Annotated in this window: 14 protein-coding genes and 1 pseudogene; 10 read left to right on the top strand and 5 right to left on the bottom strand. The window is 73.9% G+C overall.

From position 1 onward, the window contains the following. Nucleotides 1-8: 8 nt before the first annotated feature. The 3 genes and pseudogenes from ureA to ACS04_RS29160 all read right to left on the bottom strand — a co-directional run. Nucleotides 9-449, bottom strand: a pseudogene (ureA, locus tag ACS04_RS29170) (urease subunit gamma); the annotation flags it as partial. A 30-nt stretch (nucleotides 450-479) separates the two neighbouring features. Then, a complete protein-coding gene (locus ACS04_RS29165) occupies nucleotides 480-1646 on the bottom strand; it encodes an agmatine deiminase family protein (protein WP_048479805.1) in 1167 nt (388 codons plus the stop codon). Between the two features lie 100 nt (nucleotides 1647-1746). Next, a complete protein-coding gene (locus ACS04_RS29160; protein ID WP_048479804.1) occupies nucleotides 1747-2310 on the bottom strand; it encodes a TetR/AcrR family transcriptional regulator in 564 nt (187 codons plus the stop codon). Between the two features lie 389 nt (nucleotides 2311-2699). Here ACS04_RS29160 and ACS04_RS40555 point away from each other — a divergent pair, with 389 nt between their 5' ends. The 7 genes from ACS04_RS40555 (at nucleotide 2700) to ACS04_RS29125 (ending at nucleotide 10591) form a co-directional block, all read left to right on the top strand. Continuing rightward, on the top strand, nucleotides 2700-3917 hold the full coding sequence (locus tag ACS04_RS40555; RefSeq protein WP_053081008.1) for a protein kinase domain-containing protein: 1218 nt from the start codon (nucleotides 2700-2702) through the stop codon (nucleotides 3915-3917). Nucleotides 3918-3927: 10 nt separating this feature from the next. Beyond that, entirely contained in the window at nucleotides 3928-4140 is a 213-nt protein-coding gene (locus tag ACS04_RS29150) for a hypothetical protein (RefSeq protein ID WP_048479803.1), read from the top strand. Nucleotides 4141-4188: 48 nt separating this feature from the next. Next, nucleotides 4189-5364 (top strand): agmatine deiminase family protein, encoded by a 1176-nt coding sequence (locus ACS04_RS29145; RefSeq protein ID WP_048479802.1) that lies wholly within the window; start codon nucleotides 4189-4191, stop codon nucleotides 5362-5364. A 166-nt stretch (nucleotides 5365-5530) separates the two neighbouring features. Then, nucleotides 5531-5899 (top strand): hypothetical protein, encoded by a 369-nt coding sequence (locus ACS04_RS38430; RefSeq protein ID WP_048479801.1) that lies wholly within the window; start codon nucleotides 5531-5533, stop codon nucleotides 5897-5899. A 94-nt stretch (nucleotides 5900-5993) separates the two neighbouring features. After that, nucleotides 5994-6917 (top strand): oxygenase MpaB family protein, encoded by a 924-nt coding sequence (locus tag ACS04_RS29135; protein ID WP_048479800.1) that lies wholly within the window; start codon nucleotides 5994-5996, stop codon nucleotides 6915-6917. A 33-nt stretch (nucleotides 6918-6950) separates the two neighbouring features. After that, a complete protein-coding gene (locus tag ACS04_RS29130) occupies nucleotides 6951-9026 on the top strand; it encodes a serine/threonine-protein kinase (protein ID WP_048479799.1) in 2076 nt (691 codons plus the stop codon). Beyond that, on the top strand, nucleotides 9023-10591 hold the full coding sequence (locus ACS04_RS29125; RefSeq protein ID WP_048479798.1) for a phytoene desaturase family protein: 1569 nt from the start codon (nucleotides 9023-9025) through the stop codon (nucleotides 10589-10591). The genes ACS04_RS29130 and ACS04_RS29125 overlap by 4 nt, the downstream gene beginning before the upstream one ends. A 6-nt stretch (nucleotides 10592-10597) precedes the next feature. Here ACS04_RS29125 and ACS04_RS29120 read toward each other — a convergent pair whose 3' ends face one another. Next, on the bottom strand, nucleotides 10598-11059 hold the full coding sequence (locus ACS04_RS29120) for a nitroreductase family deazaflavin-dependent oxidoreductase (RefSeq protein WP_078865483.1): 462 nt from the start codon (nucleotides 11057-11059) through the stop codon (nucleotides 10598-10600). 230 nt (nucleotides 11060-11289) lie between these two features. Between ACS04_RS29120 and ACS04_RS29115 the strand changes: the two genes are divergently transcribed. Next, entirely contained in the window at nucleotides 11290-11676 is a 387-nt protein-coding gene (locus ACS04_RS29115) for a VOC family protein (RefSeq protein WP_048479797.1), read from the top strand. A gap of 46 nt (nucleotides 11677-11722) precedes the next feature. Here the strand turns inward: ACS04_RS29115 and ACS04_RS29110 are convergent, their stop codons facing one another. Next, on the bottom strand, nucleotides 11723-13585 hold the full coding sequence (locus tag ACS04_RS29110; RefSeq protein WP_078865481.1) for a serine hydrolase domain-containing protein: 1863 nt from the start codon (nucleotides 13583-13585) through the stop codon (nucleotides 11723-11725). A gap of 146 nt (nucleotides 13586-13731) precedes the next feature. Here ACS04_RS29110 and ACS04_RS29105 point away from each other — a divergent pair, with 146 nt between their 5' ends. Together ACS04_RS29105 and ACS04_RS29100 are read left to right on the top strand one after the other, a co-directional pair. Continuing rightward, complete coding sequence (locus tag ACS04_RS29105; protein ID WP_048479796.1) at nucleotides 13732-14838, top strand: nitronate monooxygenase; 1107 nt, start codon at nucleotides 13732-13734, stop codon at nucleotides 14836-14838. A 14-nt stretch (nucleotides 14839-14852) separates the two neighbouring features. Next, nucleotides 14853-16406 (top strand): acyl-CoA synthetase, encoded by a 1554-nt coding sequence (locus ACS04_RS29100; protein WP_048479840.1) that lies wholly within the window; start codon nucleotides 14853-14855, stop codon nucleotides 16404-16406. The last annotated feature ends 101 nt before the right edge of the window (nucleotides 16407-16507 follow it).

The following is a 16507-nucleotide window of genomic DNA, read 5'->3' as shown; positions in this document are numbered from 1 at the left end:
CACCGCGAGTGGAAATGGGAGGAGACGCTGATCGGCACGGTCGCGGTGTTGCGCACCGGCACGCGCAGCGTCGGTTCCGCGGCCCGGCAGCCCTCGCCGCCCCCGGGCAGGGTCGCGCCGGGGGCGGCGAGGCCGAGTGAACCCCGCTGCCGGAACGGGTCGTCGATGACGCACAGGCGCGTCCCGTCGTCGAACACCGCCTCGACCTGGAGGCCCGTGACCACGTCGGGTACGCCGGGCAGCACCTCGTCGGCATCGAGGACACCGCGCCCGGCCTCGATCGCCTCCGCGAGGCGGCGGCCGTCCCGGGCCGCCTCGCACACGGTGTCCGTGATGAGCGCGGTCGCTTCGGGGACGTTGAGCTTCACACCCCGGCGGCGCCGGGCGCGGGCCGGTTCCGCCGCGGTGAAGATCAGCAGCCGGTCCCGCTCGGTCGGTGTCAGTCGCATACTGCCTCGCCCTTTCCGTGCTCGGAGGTCTTACGGGAGCGGCTCGTGCATCGTGGAGCAGTGGATCCCGCCGCCGCCCGCCATCAGCCGGTCGACGTCGATCTGGACGATCTCCCGCCCGGGAAAGGCCTCCGCCAGCGCGCGCACGGCGGCCGCGTCCTTCACCGCGTCACCGAACCGGGCCGCGACGACGGCTCCGTTGACCACGTGGAAGTTGAGGTAGGAGTCCACGAACTGGGAGTCCTTGGAGCGGACCGTGTCGGGGCCCTCCACCCGGATCACCCGCAGCCGCCGCCCCCGGGCGTCCGTGGCGCGGGAGAGGATCGAGAACTGTTCGCGGGCGTCCCGCGCCCAGACGTCGTCGCGGTCCGCGGGCGGAACCTGCACCATCACCACACCCGGGCGCACGAAGCGCGAGGTCACGTCGATGTGGTCGTCCGTGATGTCCTCGCCCTCTATGCCGGGGACCCAGATCATCTTGTCCGCGCCGTACGCGTGCAGGACGGCGTCCTCGATCTCGGCCCTGCTCATGCCCCGGTTGCGGTTCTTGTTGACCAGGCTGCTCTCCGTGGCCATGACGGTGCCGTCGCCGTCGGTCTCGATCGCCCCGCCCTCGCCGACGAACTCCGCCCGGCTGAAGCGCAGGCCGAGGTCGTCGGCGACGAGCCGGGCGACCTCGGCGTCGTAGGCGTGCGTCTGCTTGCCGCCCCACCCGTTGAAGCCCAGGCCGAGGGCGTCGAGCCCGCCGCGGCCGTCACGGCGGAAGACCGGTGCGATGTCCCGCATCCAGAGGTCGTCCGTGGGGATGGAGTCGATCACGGTGACCCCCGGTCCGCACAGGGACCTGGCCCCGGCTGCGGTGTACGCGTCGGGGGCGCACAGGACCACGGGCTCGTAGCGGGCGACGGTCCGGGCGATCAGGGCGATGTCCTGCTGTACCCCGGCCAGGCGCCGGCCGCCCCAGATGGAGGACCGGGACGGCCAGGACATCCAGGTACGGGCGTGCGGTACGTCGTCCCGGTCCACCCAGCGGCTCGGCGTGGCCGCGCTCGCCCGCTGCGGGGCCGCCGCCACGGAGCCCAGGGCCACGCCCGCGGCTCCGAGGCCCGCGGCGCCGAGGACGCGCCTGCGAGAGGGCTGTGCGGAGCCGAACAGGCGGCTGAGGAGGGAGCGGCTGTGGTCGTGGGAGGTGCTCATGGCCCGACTCTGTCATTGACTGAAAATTCAGTCAAGACGCGGGGCGAACAGAAGCCCCCGCCCGGAGGCGGGGGCTCGACGGCTCGGACGGCGGGGCGGCTCACCCGCCCGGCTGCGCCAGGTTCCGCAGCTCGGCCGTGATGGCCGTGCTCATCAGCTCGCGCGCGTGCGCCACGGGCAGGCTGCCGCTCAGCCAGCGCGAACTCAGCCCCTCGACCAGCGCCGTCAGCCGCTCGGCTGCGCCGGCGAGCGCCGCGGCCCCCGCCATGGGCCGGACCCGGCCCAGCAACTCGCCCACCTCCTGTACCCAGACGAGCGTGGCGCGGGCCAGGTCCTCGCGCAGGTCGGGATCGAAGACGGCCGTCGCCCGCAGCTCTCCCCAGGCCGTGCTGTTCTCCCGTACCTCGGGGCCGTCCTGGAATTCGAGGAGGAGGGTCTCCTCCAGCTCGCCCTGGGCGTCCAGCGGGGGAGCGTCGGGCTCCCGCTCCGTGGTGTAGCGTCCGGCCCGGTCGTTGATGAACTCCAGGGTCGCGCGCAGGATTCCGGCGCGGTCCTTGAAGTGGTAGTAGATCAACGCCGTGGACACGCCCGCCTCGGCGGCGAGCTCCTCCACGCGCAGGCCGCGCACGCCGCGTCGGGCGATGACCCGCGCGGCCCCTTCCATGATTGCTGTTCGACGGTCCGCCACGCCGACACCCTACCTGGGTGCGCATGACACCTACGACGCGATTCCTGACGGAAATTACAGTCAGGTAGCATCCGAGGCTGTTCGGGCGACCGCACATCAGCCGATCCATCACCCGTCACCCGTCCCCGTCCCCGGGAGAGCCACCATGACGACACCACCCCCGGGTACCGCCCCGCGTCACCTCCGGGCGCCCGCCGAAGACGATCCCCGGGAAGTGGGCGGCTACCGCGTGGTCGCGCGGCTCGGCGTCGGCGGGATGGGTCGCGTCTACCTCGCCCACACCCCCGGCGGCCGCCCGGTGGCGCTGAAGGTGGTCCGGCCCGAACTCGCGGAACCCCGAGTTCCGCCGCAGGTTCGCCCGGGAGGTGGCCAGCGCGCAGCGCATCCACGGGCTCTTCACCGCCCAGGTCCTCGACTCGGGCGCCGACGCCCCCACCCCGTGGCTGGCCACCGCGTACGTCCCCGGCCCCTCGCTCCAGCAGGCGGTGCACGCGTACGGCCCGCTGCCCGTGCGCACCGTGCTGCTGCTCGTCGCCGGCATCGCCGAGGCGCTCCAGGAGATCCACCGGGCGGGCGTGGTCCACCGCGACCTGAAGCCCGCCAACGTCCTGATCGCCGCGGACGGACCGCGCGTCATCGACTTCGGCATCGCGCGCGCCGCGGACGCCGGCGCGCAGACCGGCACCGGACTGCGCGTGGGGACGCCCGCCTTCATGGCCCCGGAGCAGGCGCTGGGCCGGCCGGCGGGCCCGGCCACGGACGTCTTCGCACTGGGTGCGCTCGCCGCGTACGTGGCCGGGGGCGTGCCGCCCTTCGGCGCGGGCCCCGAGCCCGCGGCCCTGTACCGGGTGGTGCACGAGGAGGCGGACCTCGATGCGGTCCCGGCCGAGCTGCGGCCGCTGCTGTGGCACTGCCTGGCCAAGGACCCGGCGCACCGGCCGAGCACGGCCCAGGTCATCGAGGCGGTACGCGCCCACCCCGCGGTCGGCGGGGAGCTGCGCTTCGGCGACGACTGGCTGCCGCACCAGGTCACCACCGAGCTCCGCCGCCACGCCGGTGCCTACCCATCCGCGGCGCCGCCCGACGGCGCGGGCGCCGCGCCCGCCACCGCCCTCGACGCGGCGGACACGGTGACCGCCCCGCGTGCCGCACCCGTTCCCGCGCCCGGCCCGGCCCCGGACCTGCGGCCGCGCGGGCGCAGACGGGCTCCGGAGGCCGGGCGCCGGCGGGGCCGTACGGCGGCAGTGGCCGCCGCCGCCCTGCTGCTCGGCGCCGCCGGGGGCCTCGCGCTGATCGACCCGTACGCCGACGGCGGAGGGGACGACGGCGCCGCCGACCGGGTCGGGGCCGTCGCCGGGACCCCCACCCCGACAACGCCGACCCCGACCGCCGCGACCGCGTCGGCCCCGACCCCGTCCGAGGCGGCCCCGGCGTACACCGCCGTCCGCGCCGGCACCGAACTCACCTCGCCCGACCAGAGCTACGAGTTCGACGTCAAGGCGGGCCGGGTCGTCCCGCAGGGAGACCGTCTCCTGGTACGTCGGCCGGAGCGCCACCGAGTTCTACGTCCCCGAGAGCAGTGACGCCTACGTCATGCCAACCGGGCGGCGGGGGCTCGCCGACTGCGTCAAGGGCATCGACAGCCGGCCCGTCACGGCACTGCCCTTCACCACGCTGCGGGCGGGCCGGGCCTTCTGCGTACGCGGCCAGGACGGCCGGGACGTCGGGATCATGACCGTGCTGACGGCCGCCCCGGCCGAGGGCCCGGTGACGGTGTCGGTGGACTACTACCGGCGCGACGGGTGACCCGCCCGGCGGATTGACTGAATATTCAGTCAGTGCCAGAGTGGAGCCATGACCTCCTCTTCCTCCCTGTCCCGTCGTACCGCCCTGCGCACCTTCGCCGGCATCGGCGGCGCGCTCGCCCTCGGAGCCGGTGCCTGCGCCCCGGGCGATTCCGGCGAGGGCGGGACCGACGCCTCGACGACACCCGGCCCCGGGACGATCTCGGCCGCGGGGCGCAGGTTCCCCGCCGAATGGGAGAGCCACGCGCGCACCTTCATGTCCTGGCCCGCGCTGGACCGGGTCTGGTACGAGCAGCTGCCCGCGGTACGGGAGGACATCGCGCGGGTCGCCCGCGCGGTCGCCGCGTACGAGCCCGTCGTGATGCTCGCCCGCCCCGACCAGCAGGCGGCGGCGCAGAAGGCGTGCGGCTCGGAGGTCGAGGTGATCGCGGTCCCGGTGGACGACCTGTGGGCGCGCGACACCGTGCCGGTGTTCGTCGAGGAGCCGCACAAGCCGCTCGGGATCGACTTCAATTTCAGCGGGTGGGGCAACAAGCAGGAGCACCGCAACGACGCCCAGGTCGGCCGGGTCCTGCTCGCCCGGTACGGCATCGAGCGCGTGCAGGCACCGCTCGTCGCCGAGGGCGGCTCCTTCGAGACTGACGGCCAGGGCACCTTGCTGGTCACGGAGAGCTCGGTGGTCAACAAGAACCGCAACCCCGGTAAGAGCCGGGACCGGATCGAGGCGGAGCTGAAGAGCACCCTCGGGGTCAAGAAGGTGATCTGGCTCGCCGGGGTGCGCGGCCAGGACATCACCGACGCGCACGTGGACAGCCTCGTGCGGTTCGCCGCCCCCGGTGTCGTCCTCCTGGACCAGGCGTTCCCCGGCTCGCCGCCCGACGTGTGGTCGCGCGCGGCCGACCAGGCGAGGACGGTGTTCAAGGACGCGACCGACGCGCGCGGCAAGCGGCTGGAGGTCATCGACCTTCCCCAGCCCGACCTCGACAGGATCACCGGCCGCGGGGAGGCGTTCGTGTCCACGTACGCCAACTTCTACGTGGCCAACGGCGCGGTGTTCATGCCGCGGTTCGGGGACGCCGGGGCGGACGACCGGGCGAAGGGGATCCTCCGGGAGCACTTCCCCGACCGGGAGATCGTGCCCGTGAAGATCGACACCATCGCATCCGGCGGCGGCGGCATCCACTGCTCGACGCACGACCAGCCCGGCAAGCCGGCGGCCGGGTAGCCGCGCCCCGAGGGGCGCGCGCGGTGGTGCGGCGCGGGGCGGGCGCGCTTCCGCGCGCCGGGGTCAGGCCCCCTGACACTCCGGTGGCCGGAGGACAGAATCGGTCGCCCGCAGGCGCTTTTCGGCCTGCGCCGCACCATCACCACGGCAAGGGGGAATCACGCACGTGAAGTCCATCCTCGAAGAGCGACGGCTCCGGCGCTGGGGGCGCGCGGCGGCCGTCGGCGCGGCCGGCGCCCTGCTGGCCCTGACCGCCGCCACTCCGGCCGGGGCCGCGGCCTCGCCCAAGACCACCAGCCTGACGCCCGCCTACGACAGCCCCTTCGCCCCGCAGGCTCTCGTCGGCGGCATCTTCGGCGGCTGGCCGGTGACCATGCGCTGCTGGCGCGACGGGGCGTGGGCCAACGGCACGAACCGCTGGTTCTACGTCGAGGGCGGCGGATACAACCCGTTCTCGGGCCGTCCGGCCTACGTCCGCGGCTTCGTGTCGGCCAACAAGATCACCAATCAGATCAAGGTCGACCGCTGCCGCTGACCCGGCACGCGCCCCTGCTCCGGCCCGCCGCCCCTCGGTAGGCTGGAGCAGAGGGCGATCCGGTAGCCGTAGGGGAGTTACGGGAGGTACGGGAATGGCCGCGACCCGAGACACCGCATCCGCACCCGTTCCGCCCCCGCCCGGCCCCGACCCCGGACTCTTCGGCCCCGCCTCCGTCACCTGGCAGTGCCACGGCGACCCGATCATGTGGATCGCCGGAGTCCGCGCCCTCTACCTCCAGGCCCTGCATCCCCGCGCGGTCCGCGGGGTCGTGGAGAACAGCGACTTCCGTTCCGACGCCTGGGGCCGGCTCCTGCGCACGGCCGACTTCGTCGGCACCGTCACCTACGGCACCACCGAGGCCGCCGAGCGCGCCGGCGCCCACGTCCGCCGCATCCACCGGGCCCTGTCCGCCACCGACCCCGCCACCGGCGAACGTTTCCCCGTCGACGACCCCGGGCTGCTGCTCTGGGTGCACTGCGCGCAGATCGACAGCTTCCTGCACGTCCTGCGCCGCTCCGGGGTCCGCCTCACCGCCGCCCAGGCCGACCGCTACGTCGACGAGAACCGGGCGGGCGCCCGCCTCGTCGGGCTCGACCCGGCGCAGGTCCCGGCCGACGCCGCCGCCCTCGCCGCGTACTTCGAGAAGGTCCGCCCCGAGCTCTGCGCGGGACCCGACGCCCGCGCCGTGGTCGCCTTCCTGCGCAGCCCGCCCACCCCCGCCCTCCTCGTCCCTGGCCGAAACCTGCTGTGGCGCCCGATCGCGGAACTGGCCTACGGTTCGCTCCCCGGCTACGCGCACCGGCTGTACGGGCGGCCGGCGCCGCCGGCGCCCGTCATCACCCGTCGCCTGCGCCTCACCGGTACCCTGCTGCGCAGCATTCCCGCAGGTCTGCGGTGGCAGCTGCCTCCAGGTCACATCTTGAAAGCGATGCGCCGCATGGGCCCCGGGAGCCGCCCCTCGGCGTACACACTGCGTACACCAGCGGCCATACTGGACCGGCCGGGGAGGGCGTAGGACGGAGTACGACAACGGGGGCGGCTTTAAGACATGGCGGAGTCCAGACTGATCCAGGGCCGTTACCGGTCACTCGATCTGATCGGGCGCGGCGGCATGGGCGAGGTGTGGCGCGCCCGGGACGAGTCGCTCGGCCGGCAGGTCGCCGTGAAATGCCTCAAACCGCTCGGGCCCGAACAGGACAACCACTTCACCCAGGTCCTGCGCGAACGCTTCCGCCGAGAGGCGCGCGTCGCCGCTTCCCTCCAGCACCGCGGGGTCACCGTCGTCCACGACTTCGGCGACGACAGCGCCGCGGGCGGTCCCCTCTACCTCGTCATGGAGCTCCTCGACGGCCGCAACCTCAGCCAGCTCCTCGACGACAACGAGACGCGCCCGCTCCCCGTGGACGTGGTCGTCGACACCGCCGAACAACTGGCCGCCGCCCTCGGCTACACCCACGACCAGGGCGTGGTCCACCGCGATCTGAAACCCGCCAACATCATGCGGCTCACCGACGGCACGGTGAAGATCTGCGACTTCGGCATCGCCCGCCTCGCCCACGACATCGGCTTCACCGCCAAACTCACCGGCGGCGCCATGGCCATGGGCACCCCGCACTACATGTCGCCCGAGCAGATCGCGGGCGGCGAGGTCGACCACCGCAGCGACCTCTACTCCCTCGGCTGCGTCCTCTACGAGATCGCCACCGGCGCCCCGCCCTTCGACCTCGGCGACTCCTGGTCGGTACTGGTCGGCCATCGCGACAACGCGCCCGTACCGCTGCGCGAGCACCGGCCCGAACTGCCCGAGTACTTCGAGCGGGTGGTCCTGGACCTGCTGGCCAAGCGCCCCGAGGACCGCCCCGGCGACGCCCGCCACCTGCACCGGCGGCTCGTCGAGGGCCGCGTCGGCCCCGGCGGCCTGCCCGGCGCCCAGGCGCCCCTCCCGGCGTGGGCGCACGGGATGACCGCGGGCCGCAAGGCGGGCACCGTGGCCCGCCCCGCGAGCGGCGCCTGGGCCGTGCTCACCGGCTCCTGGACCGCCGGGCGCCCCGGCGGCGAGCACCGCATCCAGCGCCCCACGCCCGCCGAGGACCCCCGGCTGACCGCGCCGTACGGGATCCCGGCCCCGCGCTCCGCCGCGCCCGGCCCCGCGACGGATCCCGGCCCCGAAGCGCTCGCCGCCGACCACGCCCGGGCCCTCGCCCTCAGCCGCGCGGACCGGCCCGAGGAAGCGCTGGCCCTGTACGAAGCCGTCGTCGAGGGGCGCACCCGGGTCCTCGGGGCCGACCACCCCGACACCCTCGCGGCCCGTGAGGAGGCGGCGTACGAACTGGGCCGGCTCGGACGCCACCGCGAGGCCCACGACGTCTACCGCGCGGTGCTCGTCGCCCGCGAGCGGGCCGCGGGCCCCCTCCACCCCGGCACCCTGCGCTGCCGGCACAGCCTCGCCTGCGCCCTCGGCGCGCTGGGCCGGTTCGCCGAAGCCCACCGCACGGCGGCCGAGGTCGCCTCCGACCGGGCGGCCGTGCTGGGCGCCGAGCACGCGGACACGCTCCTGACCCGCTACGAGGTCGCGTACGCGCTGGGCCGCCTGGGCCGCTGGCAGGAGGCCCTGGACGGGTTCCGCCACGTCGCCGCCGTACGGGAACGGGTGCTGGGCCGGGACCATCCGGACACCCTCGCCGCCCGCTACGAGGCCGGCATCGCGCTCGGCCGGACCGGCCACGCAGCCCAGGCCCTGGACCTGTTCCGGGGCCTGGTCCGCGACCGCACCCGCGCGTACGGCGCCGCCGACCCCGAGACGCTCCGCGCCCGGCACGTCCTCGGCGTCAACCTGGGCCGGCTGGAGCGCTGGGAGGAGGCGGTGGCCGAGGCCCGGCAGGTGGCCGCGGCCCGGGCCGCGGCGCTCGGCGCCGAACACCCCGACACCCTCGTCAGCCGCCGCGAACTCGCGGTGGGGCTCGGCCGGCTGGGCCGCTGGGACGAGGCCCTGCCCCTCTACCGGGACCTCTCCGGCATCCGCGAGCGCTCGCTCGGCGACGACCATCCGGACACGGTGGCGGCCCACGCCGACGAAGCACACTGTCTGGAGCGGCTCGGGCAGGTGTGTTACCAAGAGCCATGACGAGCTTCGGGCACGATGTATACGACGACGTGATCGTGGGCGGCGGGCACAACGGACTGGTCGCCGCCGCGTACCTGGCCCGGGCGGGCCGTTCGGTGCTGGTCCTGGAGCGGCTCGGGAACACCGGCGGAGCCGCGATCTCCACCCGCCCCTTCGTCGGCGTCGACGCCCGGCTCTCGCGCTACTCGTACCTCGTCTCCCTGCTCCCGGCGAAGATCGTGCGGGACCTGGGGCTGGAGTTCGCCGTCCGCAAGCGGACGGTCTCCTCGTACACGCCGGTCGAGCGCGACGGGCGGGCCGGCGGGCTCCTCGTCGGCGGCGGGGAGTCCCGCACCCGTGAGTCGTTCGCGCGGCTGACCGGCTCGGAGCGGGAGTACGAGAGCTGGCGCGCCTTCCACGGGCGGACCGGGCGCCTTGCCGAGAAGGTCTTCCCCACGCTCACCGAGCCGCTGCCCACGCGGGCGGAGCTGCGGGCCCGGATCGACGACGAGACGGCCTGGCGGATGCTGTTCGAGGAGCCGCTCGGGCGGGCCGTCGAGGAGCACTTCGCCGACGACCTGGTGCGGGGCGTGGTGCTCACCGACGCCCTGATCGGCACGTTCGCGGACGCGCACGACGCCTCGCTCGTACAGAACCGCTGCTTCCTGTACCACGTCATCGGCGGCGGCACGGGGGACTGGGACGTTCCGGTCGGCGGGATGGGCGCGCTCACCGACGCGCTGGCGACCGCGGCCCGGGCGGCCGGGGCCGAGATCGCGACCGGGCACGAGGTGCTGCGCATCGAACCGGACGGGCGGGCGCCGGCCGAGGTGACCTTTCGTACGGCGACGGGGGAGGGACGGGTCGTCGGGCGGACGGTGCTGGTCAACGCCTCGCCGCGGACCCTGGGCGAACTGCTGGGCGAGACGGGGCCGGCGGCGCCGGTCGAAGGCGCGCAGCTCAAGGTCAACATGCTGCTGCGGCGGCTGCCGCGGCTGCGGGACACCTCGGTGGATCCGCGGGAGGCCTTCGGCGGCACGTTCCACGTCGCGGAGGGTTACGCGGAGCTGGCGCGGGCGTACGCGGAGGCGGCCACGGGCGAACTGCCGTCCGTACCGCCCTCGGAGATCTACTGCCACTCGCTGACCGATCCGACGATCCTCGGGCCGGAACTCGTGGCGCAGGGGTACCAGACGCTGACCCTGTTCGGCCTGCACACCCCGGCCCGGCTGTTCGGACACGACAACCAGGGGGCGCGCGAGGTGCTGCTGACCGGGACGCTTGCACAGCTGGACGCGCACCTGGCCGAGCCGATCACCGACTGCCTGGCCTTCGACGCGGACGGGCGGCCCTGCATCGAGGCGAAGACCCCACTGGACCTGGAGCGCGAACTGCGGTTGCCCGGCGGGCACATCTTCCACCGGGACCTGTCGTGGCCGTACGCGCAGGACCAGGGCGCGGCGGGCCGCTGGGGGGTGGGGACCCCGTACGCCAACGTCCTGCTGTGCGGCGCGGGCGCCGTGCGCGGAGGCGGCGTGAGCGGGGTCCCCGGCCACAACGCGGCGATGGCCGTCCTGGGGCACTGACCGCGGTTACGCGGCGGCCCCGGCGGGCTCGATGACGACGATCGGGATCTCGCGGTCGGTCTTGCGCTGGTACTCGTCGTAGTCGGCCCAGTGCCCCACCATGACCGGCCAGTACGCGGCGCGCTCCTCGGGGGTCGCGGTGCGGGCCGTGCCCTGGAGGACCTCGGGGCCGACCTGGATGCGGACCTCGGGGTGGGCCGTCAGGTTCTTGTACCAGAGCGGGTGCTCGTCGTCGCCGCCCTTGGAGGCGACGATCAGGTAGCGGCCGTCGGCCTCGCCGTAGATGAGCGGGGTGCGCACGGCATTGCCGGAGACGCGGCCCACGGTGGTGAGCAGCAGGGTCTGGGTGCCGTTCCAGTGGTGGCCCTCGGCCCCGTTCGTCGCGACGTACTGCTTGACGTGGTCGAGCTGCCAGGTGCCCTGCTTGGGGTCCTTCGGGTGGTCCCAGTCGATGTCGGTGGTCGCCATGTGCCTGTACCTGCCTTCGCTGTCGAGCTGTCGGAGGGGAGTTGAACCGGGGGTCGAACGGGAAAACGAACAGGGAGTTGAACACTCAACGGAACTCAACGAGCGCCAACAGCGGCGGGCACGGTTTTATGCCCCCGGCGCCGGTGCCGGGCCGGGAGGTGCTCGGGGAAGTGCCGTCGAAGTGGCGCCGACCGGAGGGGACTTTGACGGCACGCCCCTAAGATCAGGCCATGATCGCCGAACTTCAGTGTGTGGTGCTGGACTGCCCGGATCCGCTGCGACTCGCCGAGTTCTACCGGGAGGTGGTGGGCGGGACCGTCAACCGGCCGGACCCGCGCTGGTCGCTCGACGAGCACTGGGCGACGCTGCACCTCCCGTCGGGCCAGGTGCTCGCGTTCCAGCGGGTGGCGGGCCACCGGCCGCCGCGCTGGCCGGACCCCGCCCATCCGCAGCAGTTCCACCTGGACTTCGCCGTGCCGGACCCGGACCGGGCCCAGGAGCAGGTGCTGGCCGTCGGAGCCACCCTCCTGGACGCCCGCACCGGCGCCGTCCCCGACGACTGGCGCGTGTACGCGGACCCGGCCGGTCACCCCTTCTGCCTGGTCCGCGAGGGCTGACGCGGGCCCGCTGCCACCTTGGGCGCTGCCGTACCCCGGGGCCGGCTCAGTCCGCAGAGCGGGTCCAGCCCGTGGCCTGGATGCGGGAGGCGTCGGCCGGGCGGTCCTCCGTGAAGAGGAGCCGGGCGGGCTCCGACACGCGGATGAGGTCCACGTACACCCCGCGGCCGACGTAGCGGCCGGTCGCGGAGTGGCGCAGGCGGAGGTGGACCGGGCGGCCCGCCCAGGAGGTGAGGGGGGCCTCCAGGTGGTGCCATATGCGGCCGGACCAGCCGCCGGCGCTGCCGTGCGGCCACTGTTCGGGGGTTCCCCCCGTGGAGCGCAGCGTGCTGAACGGCAGCGGCTCCCACGTCTGCCCGTCGGCCGATGCCTCCAGGTGGAAGGCGCCTTCGCCGGGGACCGTGTCCCACCACAGGGCGCAGCGCAGCCGGGCCGAGGCCGTCGCCGGGGTCAGCGACGGCAGGGTGAGGGTGCCGGAGCCGGCGGTCTCCATGCCGGAGTACCAGGCAGGGCCGCCGTGCTTCGTACGGACCGGGACGGCGCGGGCGAAGCGGTTGCCGACGGCGACGCGCGGCGCGCTGCCGGCCCGCCAGGTGCGCACGGGGTGGACGGAGTTGCCGAGCAGGACGAGGAAGGAGTCGGTGGAGGGGTCCAGGACGAGGGAGGTGCCGGTGAAGCCGGTGTGGCCGGCGGAGTGCGGGGTGGCCATGGCGCCCATGTACCAGTGCTGGTAGAGCTCGAAGCCCAGGCCGTGGTCGTCGCCGGGGAACGCGGTGTTGAAGTCGGTGAAGAGCAGTTCGACGGAGGCCGGGCGCAGGATGCGCCTGCCGGCGTAGACCCCGCCGTCGAGGAGGGTGCGGGCGAGGACGGCCAGGTCGAACGCGGTGCCGAAGACGCCGGCGTGGCCGGCGACGCCGCCGAGGGCGTACGCGTTCTCGTCGTGGACCTCGCCCCAGACCAGCCCGCGGTCCAGGCCGGACCACGGCGGCCGCTGGATCTCGGTGGCGGCGGTGACCCGGCGCCAGGAGCGCGGCGGGTTGTACCGCGTGCGGTGCATCCCGAGTGGAGCGGTGATCTCGTCGTGGAGCAGGAGATCCAGAGTGTGGCCGGTGATCCGTTCCAGAAGCAGTTGTAGCGCGATGAGGTTGAGGTCCGAGTACCGGTACACCGTCCCGGGGGTGTCCTGCGGGCGCACCCCGCACAGCAGCCTCAACTGCCCCGCGCGCGTCGGCTGCTGGTAGAAGGGGGCCCAGGAGCGCAGCCCGGAGGTGTGGGTGAGCAGCTGGCGCACCGTGATCAGCTCTTTGCCCCCGCCCGTGAACTCGGGCAGGTACCGGTCCACCGGAGCCTCCAGCTCCAGGCGCCCGCGCTCCATCTGCTGCACGGCCAGCAGCGAGGTGAACAGCTTGGTCAGCGAGGCCAGGTCGAAGACGGTGTCCTCGGCCATCGGGATGCGCTGCGCCGCGGGGAACTCCCGCACCCGGTCGGTGCGGCCGTCGTAGTCCGCGTACCGCACGGCCTCGCCCATCGCACGGTGCAGGGCGATCGTGCGGCCCCGGCCGGCGAGCACCACGGCGCCCGCGTAATAGGGGTGCTCGGGAGAGGGGCCGAGGAAGCGCCGGGCCTCGTCGGCCGCCGCCTCCAGGTGCCTGTCCACCAGCCCCGCCTGGCGCGCGGACCCGTACCGCAGGCGCAGCCCCTGGAGCGCCCGCCGTTCGGCCGGATGGCCGGCGGCCCCCGCGGCCCCGGGCAGCGCGGCGTGCAGGAGCAGCACCCCGCCCAACGCCAGCAGCCGCCCCCCGAGCCGCCGCCGGCTCAGCCCGGCCCCGGAAGCCCCGCCTGCGGTCGGCTTCGCCGACCCGGCCCGGCTGCCGCCGGACGCCTTGCCGTCCCCCGTGTGCTCCTCCACCAGCGGCCTCCTGTTCGCCGAACCGCGCCCTCCCGAAGTATCTGCCCGCCCGCGCGGCGGGCCCCGCACCGACCGGCCCGCAAAGAATCTGACGAGTCATCAGAAACCTCTTCCCTCGGTCGCCGGGCTGCGGCAAGCTGGCGCCCATGGAGACGGAGCTGAGCAGGAAACTGGGAGTCGAGCACGCCATCTTCGGCTTCACGCCCTTTCCGGCGGTCGCCGCGGCCATCACCCACGCCGGCGGATTCGGCGTCCTCGGCGCCGTCCGCTACACCGCCCCCGACGACCTCAAGCGCGACCTCGACTGGATGCAGGAGCACACCGGCGGCAAGCCGTACGGCCTCGACGTCGTCATGCCCGCCAAGAAGGCCGTCGACGGCATCAGCGAGGCCGACATCGAGGCGATGATCCCGGCCGCCCACCGCGCCTTCGTCCGCGAGACCCTCGCCAAGCACCACGTACCCGAGCTGGCCGAGGGCGAGGCCTCCGGCTGGAGGATCACCGGGTGGATGGAGCAGGTCGCCCGCGGCCAGCTCGACGTCGCCTTCGACTACCCCATCAAACTCCTGGCCAACGCCCTCGGTTCCCCGCCCGCCGACGTCATCGGGCGCGCCCACGACCACGGGATCCTCGTCGCCGCCCTCGCCGGCAGCGCGAAACACGCCCGCCGCCACGCCGAAGCCGGCATCGACATCGTCGTCGCCCAGGGCTACGAGGCCGGCGGCCACACCGGCGACATCGCCACGATGGTGCTGGTCCCCGAGATCGCCGAGGCGGTCGCCCCGCTGCCCGTGCTCGCCGCCGGCGGAATCGGCAGCGGCGAGCAGATCGCCGCCGGCCTCGCCCTCGGCGCCCAAGGCGCCTGGCTCGGCTCCCTGTGGCTCACCACCACCGAGGCCGACCTGCACTCCCGCGCCCTCACCGCCAAACTGCTGGCCGCCGGCTCGGGCGACACCGTCCGCTCCCGCGCCCTCACCGGCAAGCCCGCCCGCCAGCTGCGCACCGAGTGGACCGACGCCTGGGACGACCCGGCCGGCCCCGGGGCCCTGCCGATGCCGCTCCAGGGCCTGCTCGTCGCCGAGGCCGTCTCGCGCATCCAGAAGTACGAGGTCCAGCCGCTGCTCGGCACCCCCGTCGGCCAGATCGTCGGCCGGATGAACTCCGAACGCAGCGTCCAAGCCGTCTTCGACGACCTCACCAGCGGCTTCGAGCGCGCCATCGACCGCATCAACCGCATCGCCGGCCGCGCCTGAGAGGTGTGATCAGCATGAGTGAGCAACGACCCAACGGATTCTGGGCGCAGGCCGCAGCCGACCCCGGGCGCACCGTCCTCATCACCCCCGACGGGGAGGAATGGAGCGCCGGGCGGCTGCACGCCGACGTCAACCGCCTCGTCCACGGACTGCGCGCCGCCGGACTGGAGGAGGGCGACGTCTTCGCCGTCGTCCTGCCGAACGGCGTCGAGTTCCTCACCGCCTACCTCGCCGCCTCGCAGGCCGGCTTCTACCTGGTCCCGGTCAACCACCACCTCGTCGGCCCCGAGATCGCCTGGATCGTCTCCGACTCCGGCGCCAAGGTCCTCATCGCCCACGAGCGCTTCGCCGAGGCCGCCACCGCCGCGGCCGACGAGGCCGGCCTGCCCGTGAGCCACCGCTACTGCGTCGGAGAGGTCGCGGGCTTCTCTCCGTACGCCGCACTCCTCGATCGGCGGCCCGCGACCCCGCCCGAGGGGCGCACCCTCGGCTGGGTCATGAACTACACCTCCGGCACCACCGGGCGCCCGCGCGGCATCCGGCGGCCGCTGCCCGGCAAGCTCCCGGAAGAGACGTACCTCGGCGGCTTCCTCGGGATCTTCGGCATCCGGCCGTTCGACGACAACGTCCACCTGGTCTGTTCGCCGCTCTACCACACGGCCGTCCTCCAATTCGCGGGCGCGGCCCTGCACATCGGGCACCCGTTGGTCCTGATGGACCGCTGGACCCCGCAGGAGATGCTGCGGCTCATCGACCACCACGCCTGCACGCACACCCACATGGTCCCGACGCAGTTCCACCGGCTCCTCGCCCTCCCGCAGGAGACGAAGGACGCGTACGACGTCTCCTCGATGCGGCACGCGATCCACGGGGCCGCGCCCTGCCCGGACCACGTCAAGCGGGCGATGATCGACTGGTGGGGCACGTGCGTGGAGGAGTACTACGCGGCCAGCGAGGGCGGCGGCGCGTTCGCCACCGCCGAGGACTGGCTGAAGAAGCCGGGAACGGTCGGCAAGGCCTGGCCGATCAGCGAGCTCGCCGTCTTCGACGACGACGGGAACCGGCTGCCGCCCGGGGAACTCGGCACCGTCTACCTGAAGATGAACACCGGCGGCTTCAGCTACCACAAGGACGAGGGCAAGACGAAGAAGAACCGCATCGGCGACTTCTTCACCGTGGGCGACCTCGGGCTGATCGACGAGGACGGGTACCTCTTCCTGCGCGACCGCAAGATCGACATGATCATCTCGGGTGGGGTGAACATCTACCCGGCGGAGATCGAGTCGGCCCTGCTCACCCATCCGGGGGTCGCCGACGCCGCCGCCTTCGGGATACCGCACGCCGACTGGGGCGAGGAGGTCAAGGCGGTCGTCGAACCGGCCGAGGGCTTCGTCGCCGGGGACGCCCTCGCCGCGGAGATCCTGCACCACTGCGAGCGCCGGCTCGCCGGTTTCAAGCGGCCCAAGTCGGTCGACTTCATCGAGGTGATGCCGCGCGACCCGAACGGCAAGCTGTACAAGCGGCGGCTGCGCGATCCGTACTGGGAGGGCCGCGAACGCGCCGTGTGAGCGCGCCGGGCGTGGCGGACCGGGATCCGGGCCCGCGGTCCGGGCGGCGCGGTCCGAGCTGCCGCCCCCGCTCCGCCACGCCCGACATTCCGTGAGAAGTG

It is taken from the genome of Streptomyces roseus, from assembly GCF_001044425.1.
Lineage (GTDB): Bacteria > Actinomycetota > Actinomycetes > Streptomycetales > Streptomycetaceae > Streptomyces > Streptomyces roseus.
Note: the sequence above shows the minus strand (reverse complement) of the source record. Positions and strands in the feature narration are given on the sequence as shown.

Bases quoted from the DNA above. Each gene is read 5' to 3' on its own strand.
- ACS04_RS29125 (WP_048479798.1), top strand. From the start codon at position 9,023: ATGACGAGCTTCGGGCACGATGTATACGACGACGTGATCGTGGGCGGC.
- ACS04_RS29145 (WP_048479802.1), top strand. From the start codon at position 4,189: ATGACCTCCTCTTCCTCCCTGTCCCGTCGTACCGCCCTGCGCACCTTC.
- ACS04_RS29115 (WP_048479797.1), top strand. From the start codon at position 11,290: ATGATCGCCGAACTTCAGTGTGTGGTGCTGGACTGCCCGGATCCGCTG.
- ACS04_RS29150 (WP_048479803.1), top strand. From the start codon at position 3,928: ATGCCAACCGGGCGGCGGGGGCTCGCCGACTGCGTCAAGGGCATCGAC.
- ACS04_RS29100 (WP_048479840.1), top strand. From the start codon at position 14,853: ATGAGTGAGCAACGACCCAACGGATTCTGGGCGCAGGCCGCAGCCGAC.
- ACS04_RS29120 (WP_078865483.1), bottom strand. From the start codon at position 11,059: ATGGCGACCACCGACATCGACTGGGACCACCCGAAGGACCCCAAGCAG.
- ACS04_RS29130 (WP_048479799.1), top strand. From the start codon at position 6,951: ATGGCGGAGTCCAGACTGATCCAGGGCCGTTACCGGTCACTCGATCTG.
- ACS04_RS29135 (WP_048479800.1), top strand. From the start codon at position 5,994: ATGGCCGCGACCCGAGACACCGCATCCGCACCCGTTCCGCCCCCGCCC.
- ACS04_RS29160 (WP_048479804.1), bottom strand. From the start codon at position 2,310: ATGGAAGGGGCCGCGCGGGTCATCGCCCGACGCGGCGTGCGCGGCCTG.
- ACS04_RS29105 (WP_048479796.1), top strand. From the start codon at position 13,732: ATGGAGACGGAGCTGAGCAGGAAACTGGGAGTCGAGCACGCCATCTTC.
- ACS04_RS29165 (WP_048479805.1), bottom strand. From the start codon at position 1,646: ATGAGCACCTCCCACGACCACAGCCGCTCCCTCCTCAGCCGCCTGTTC.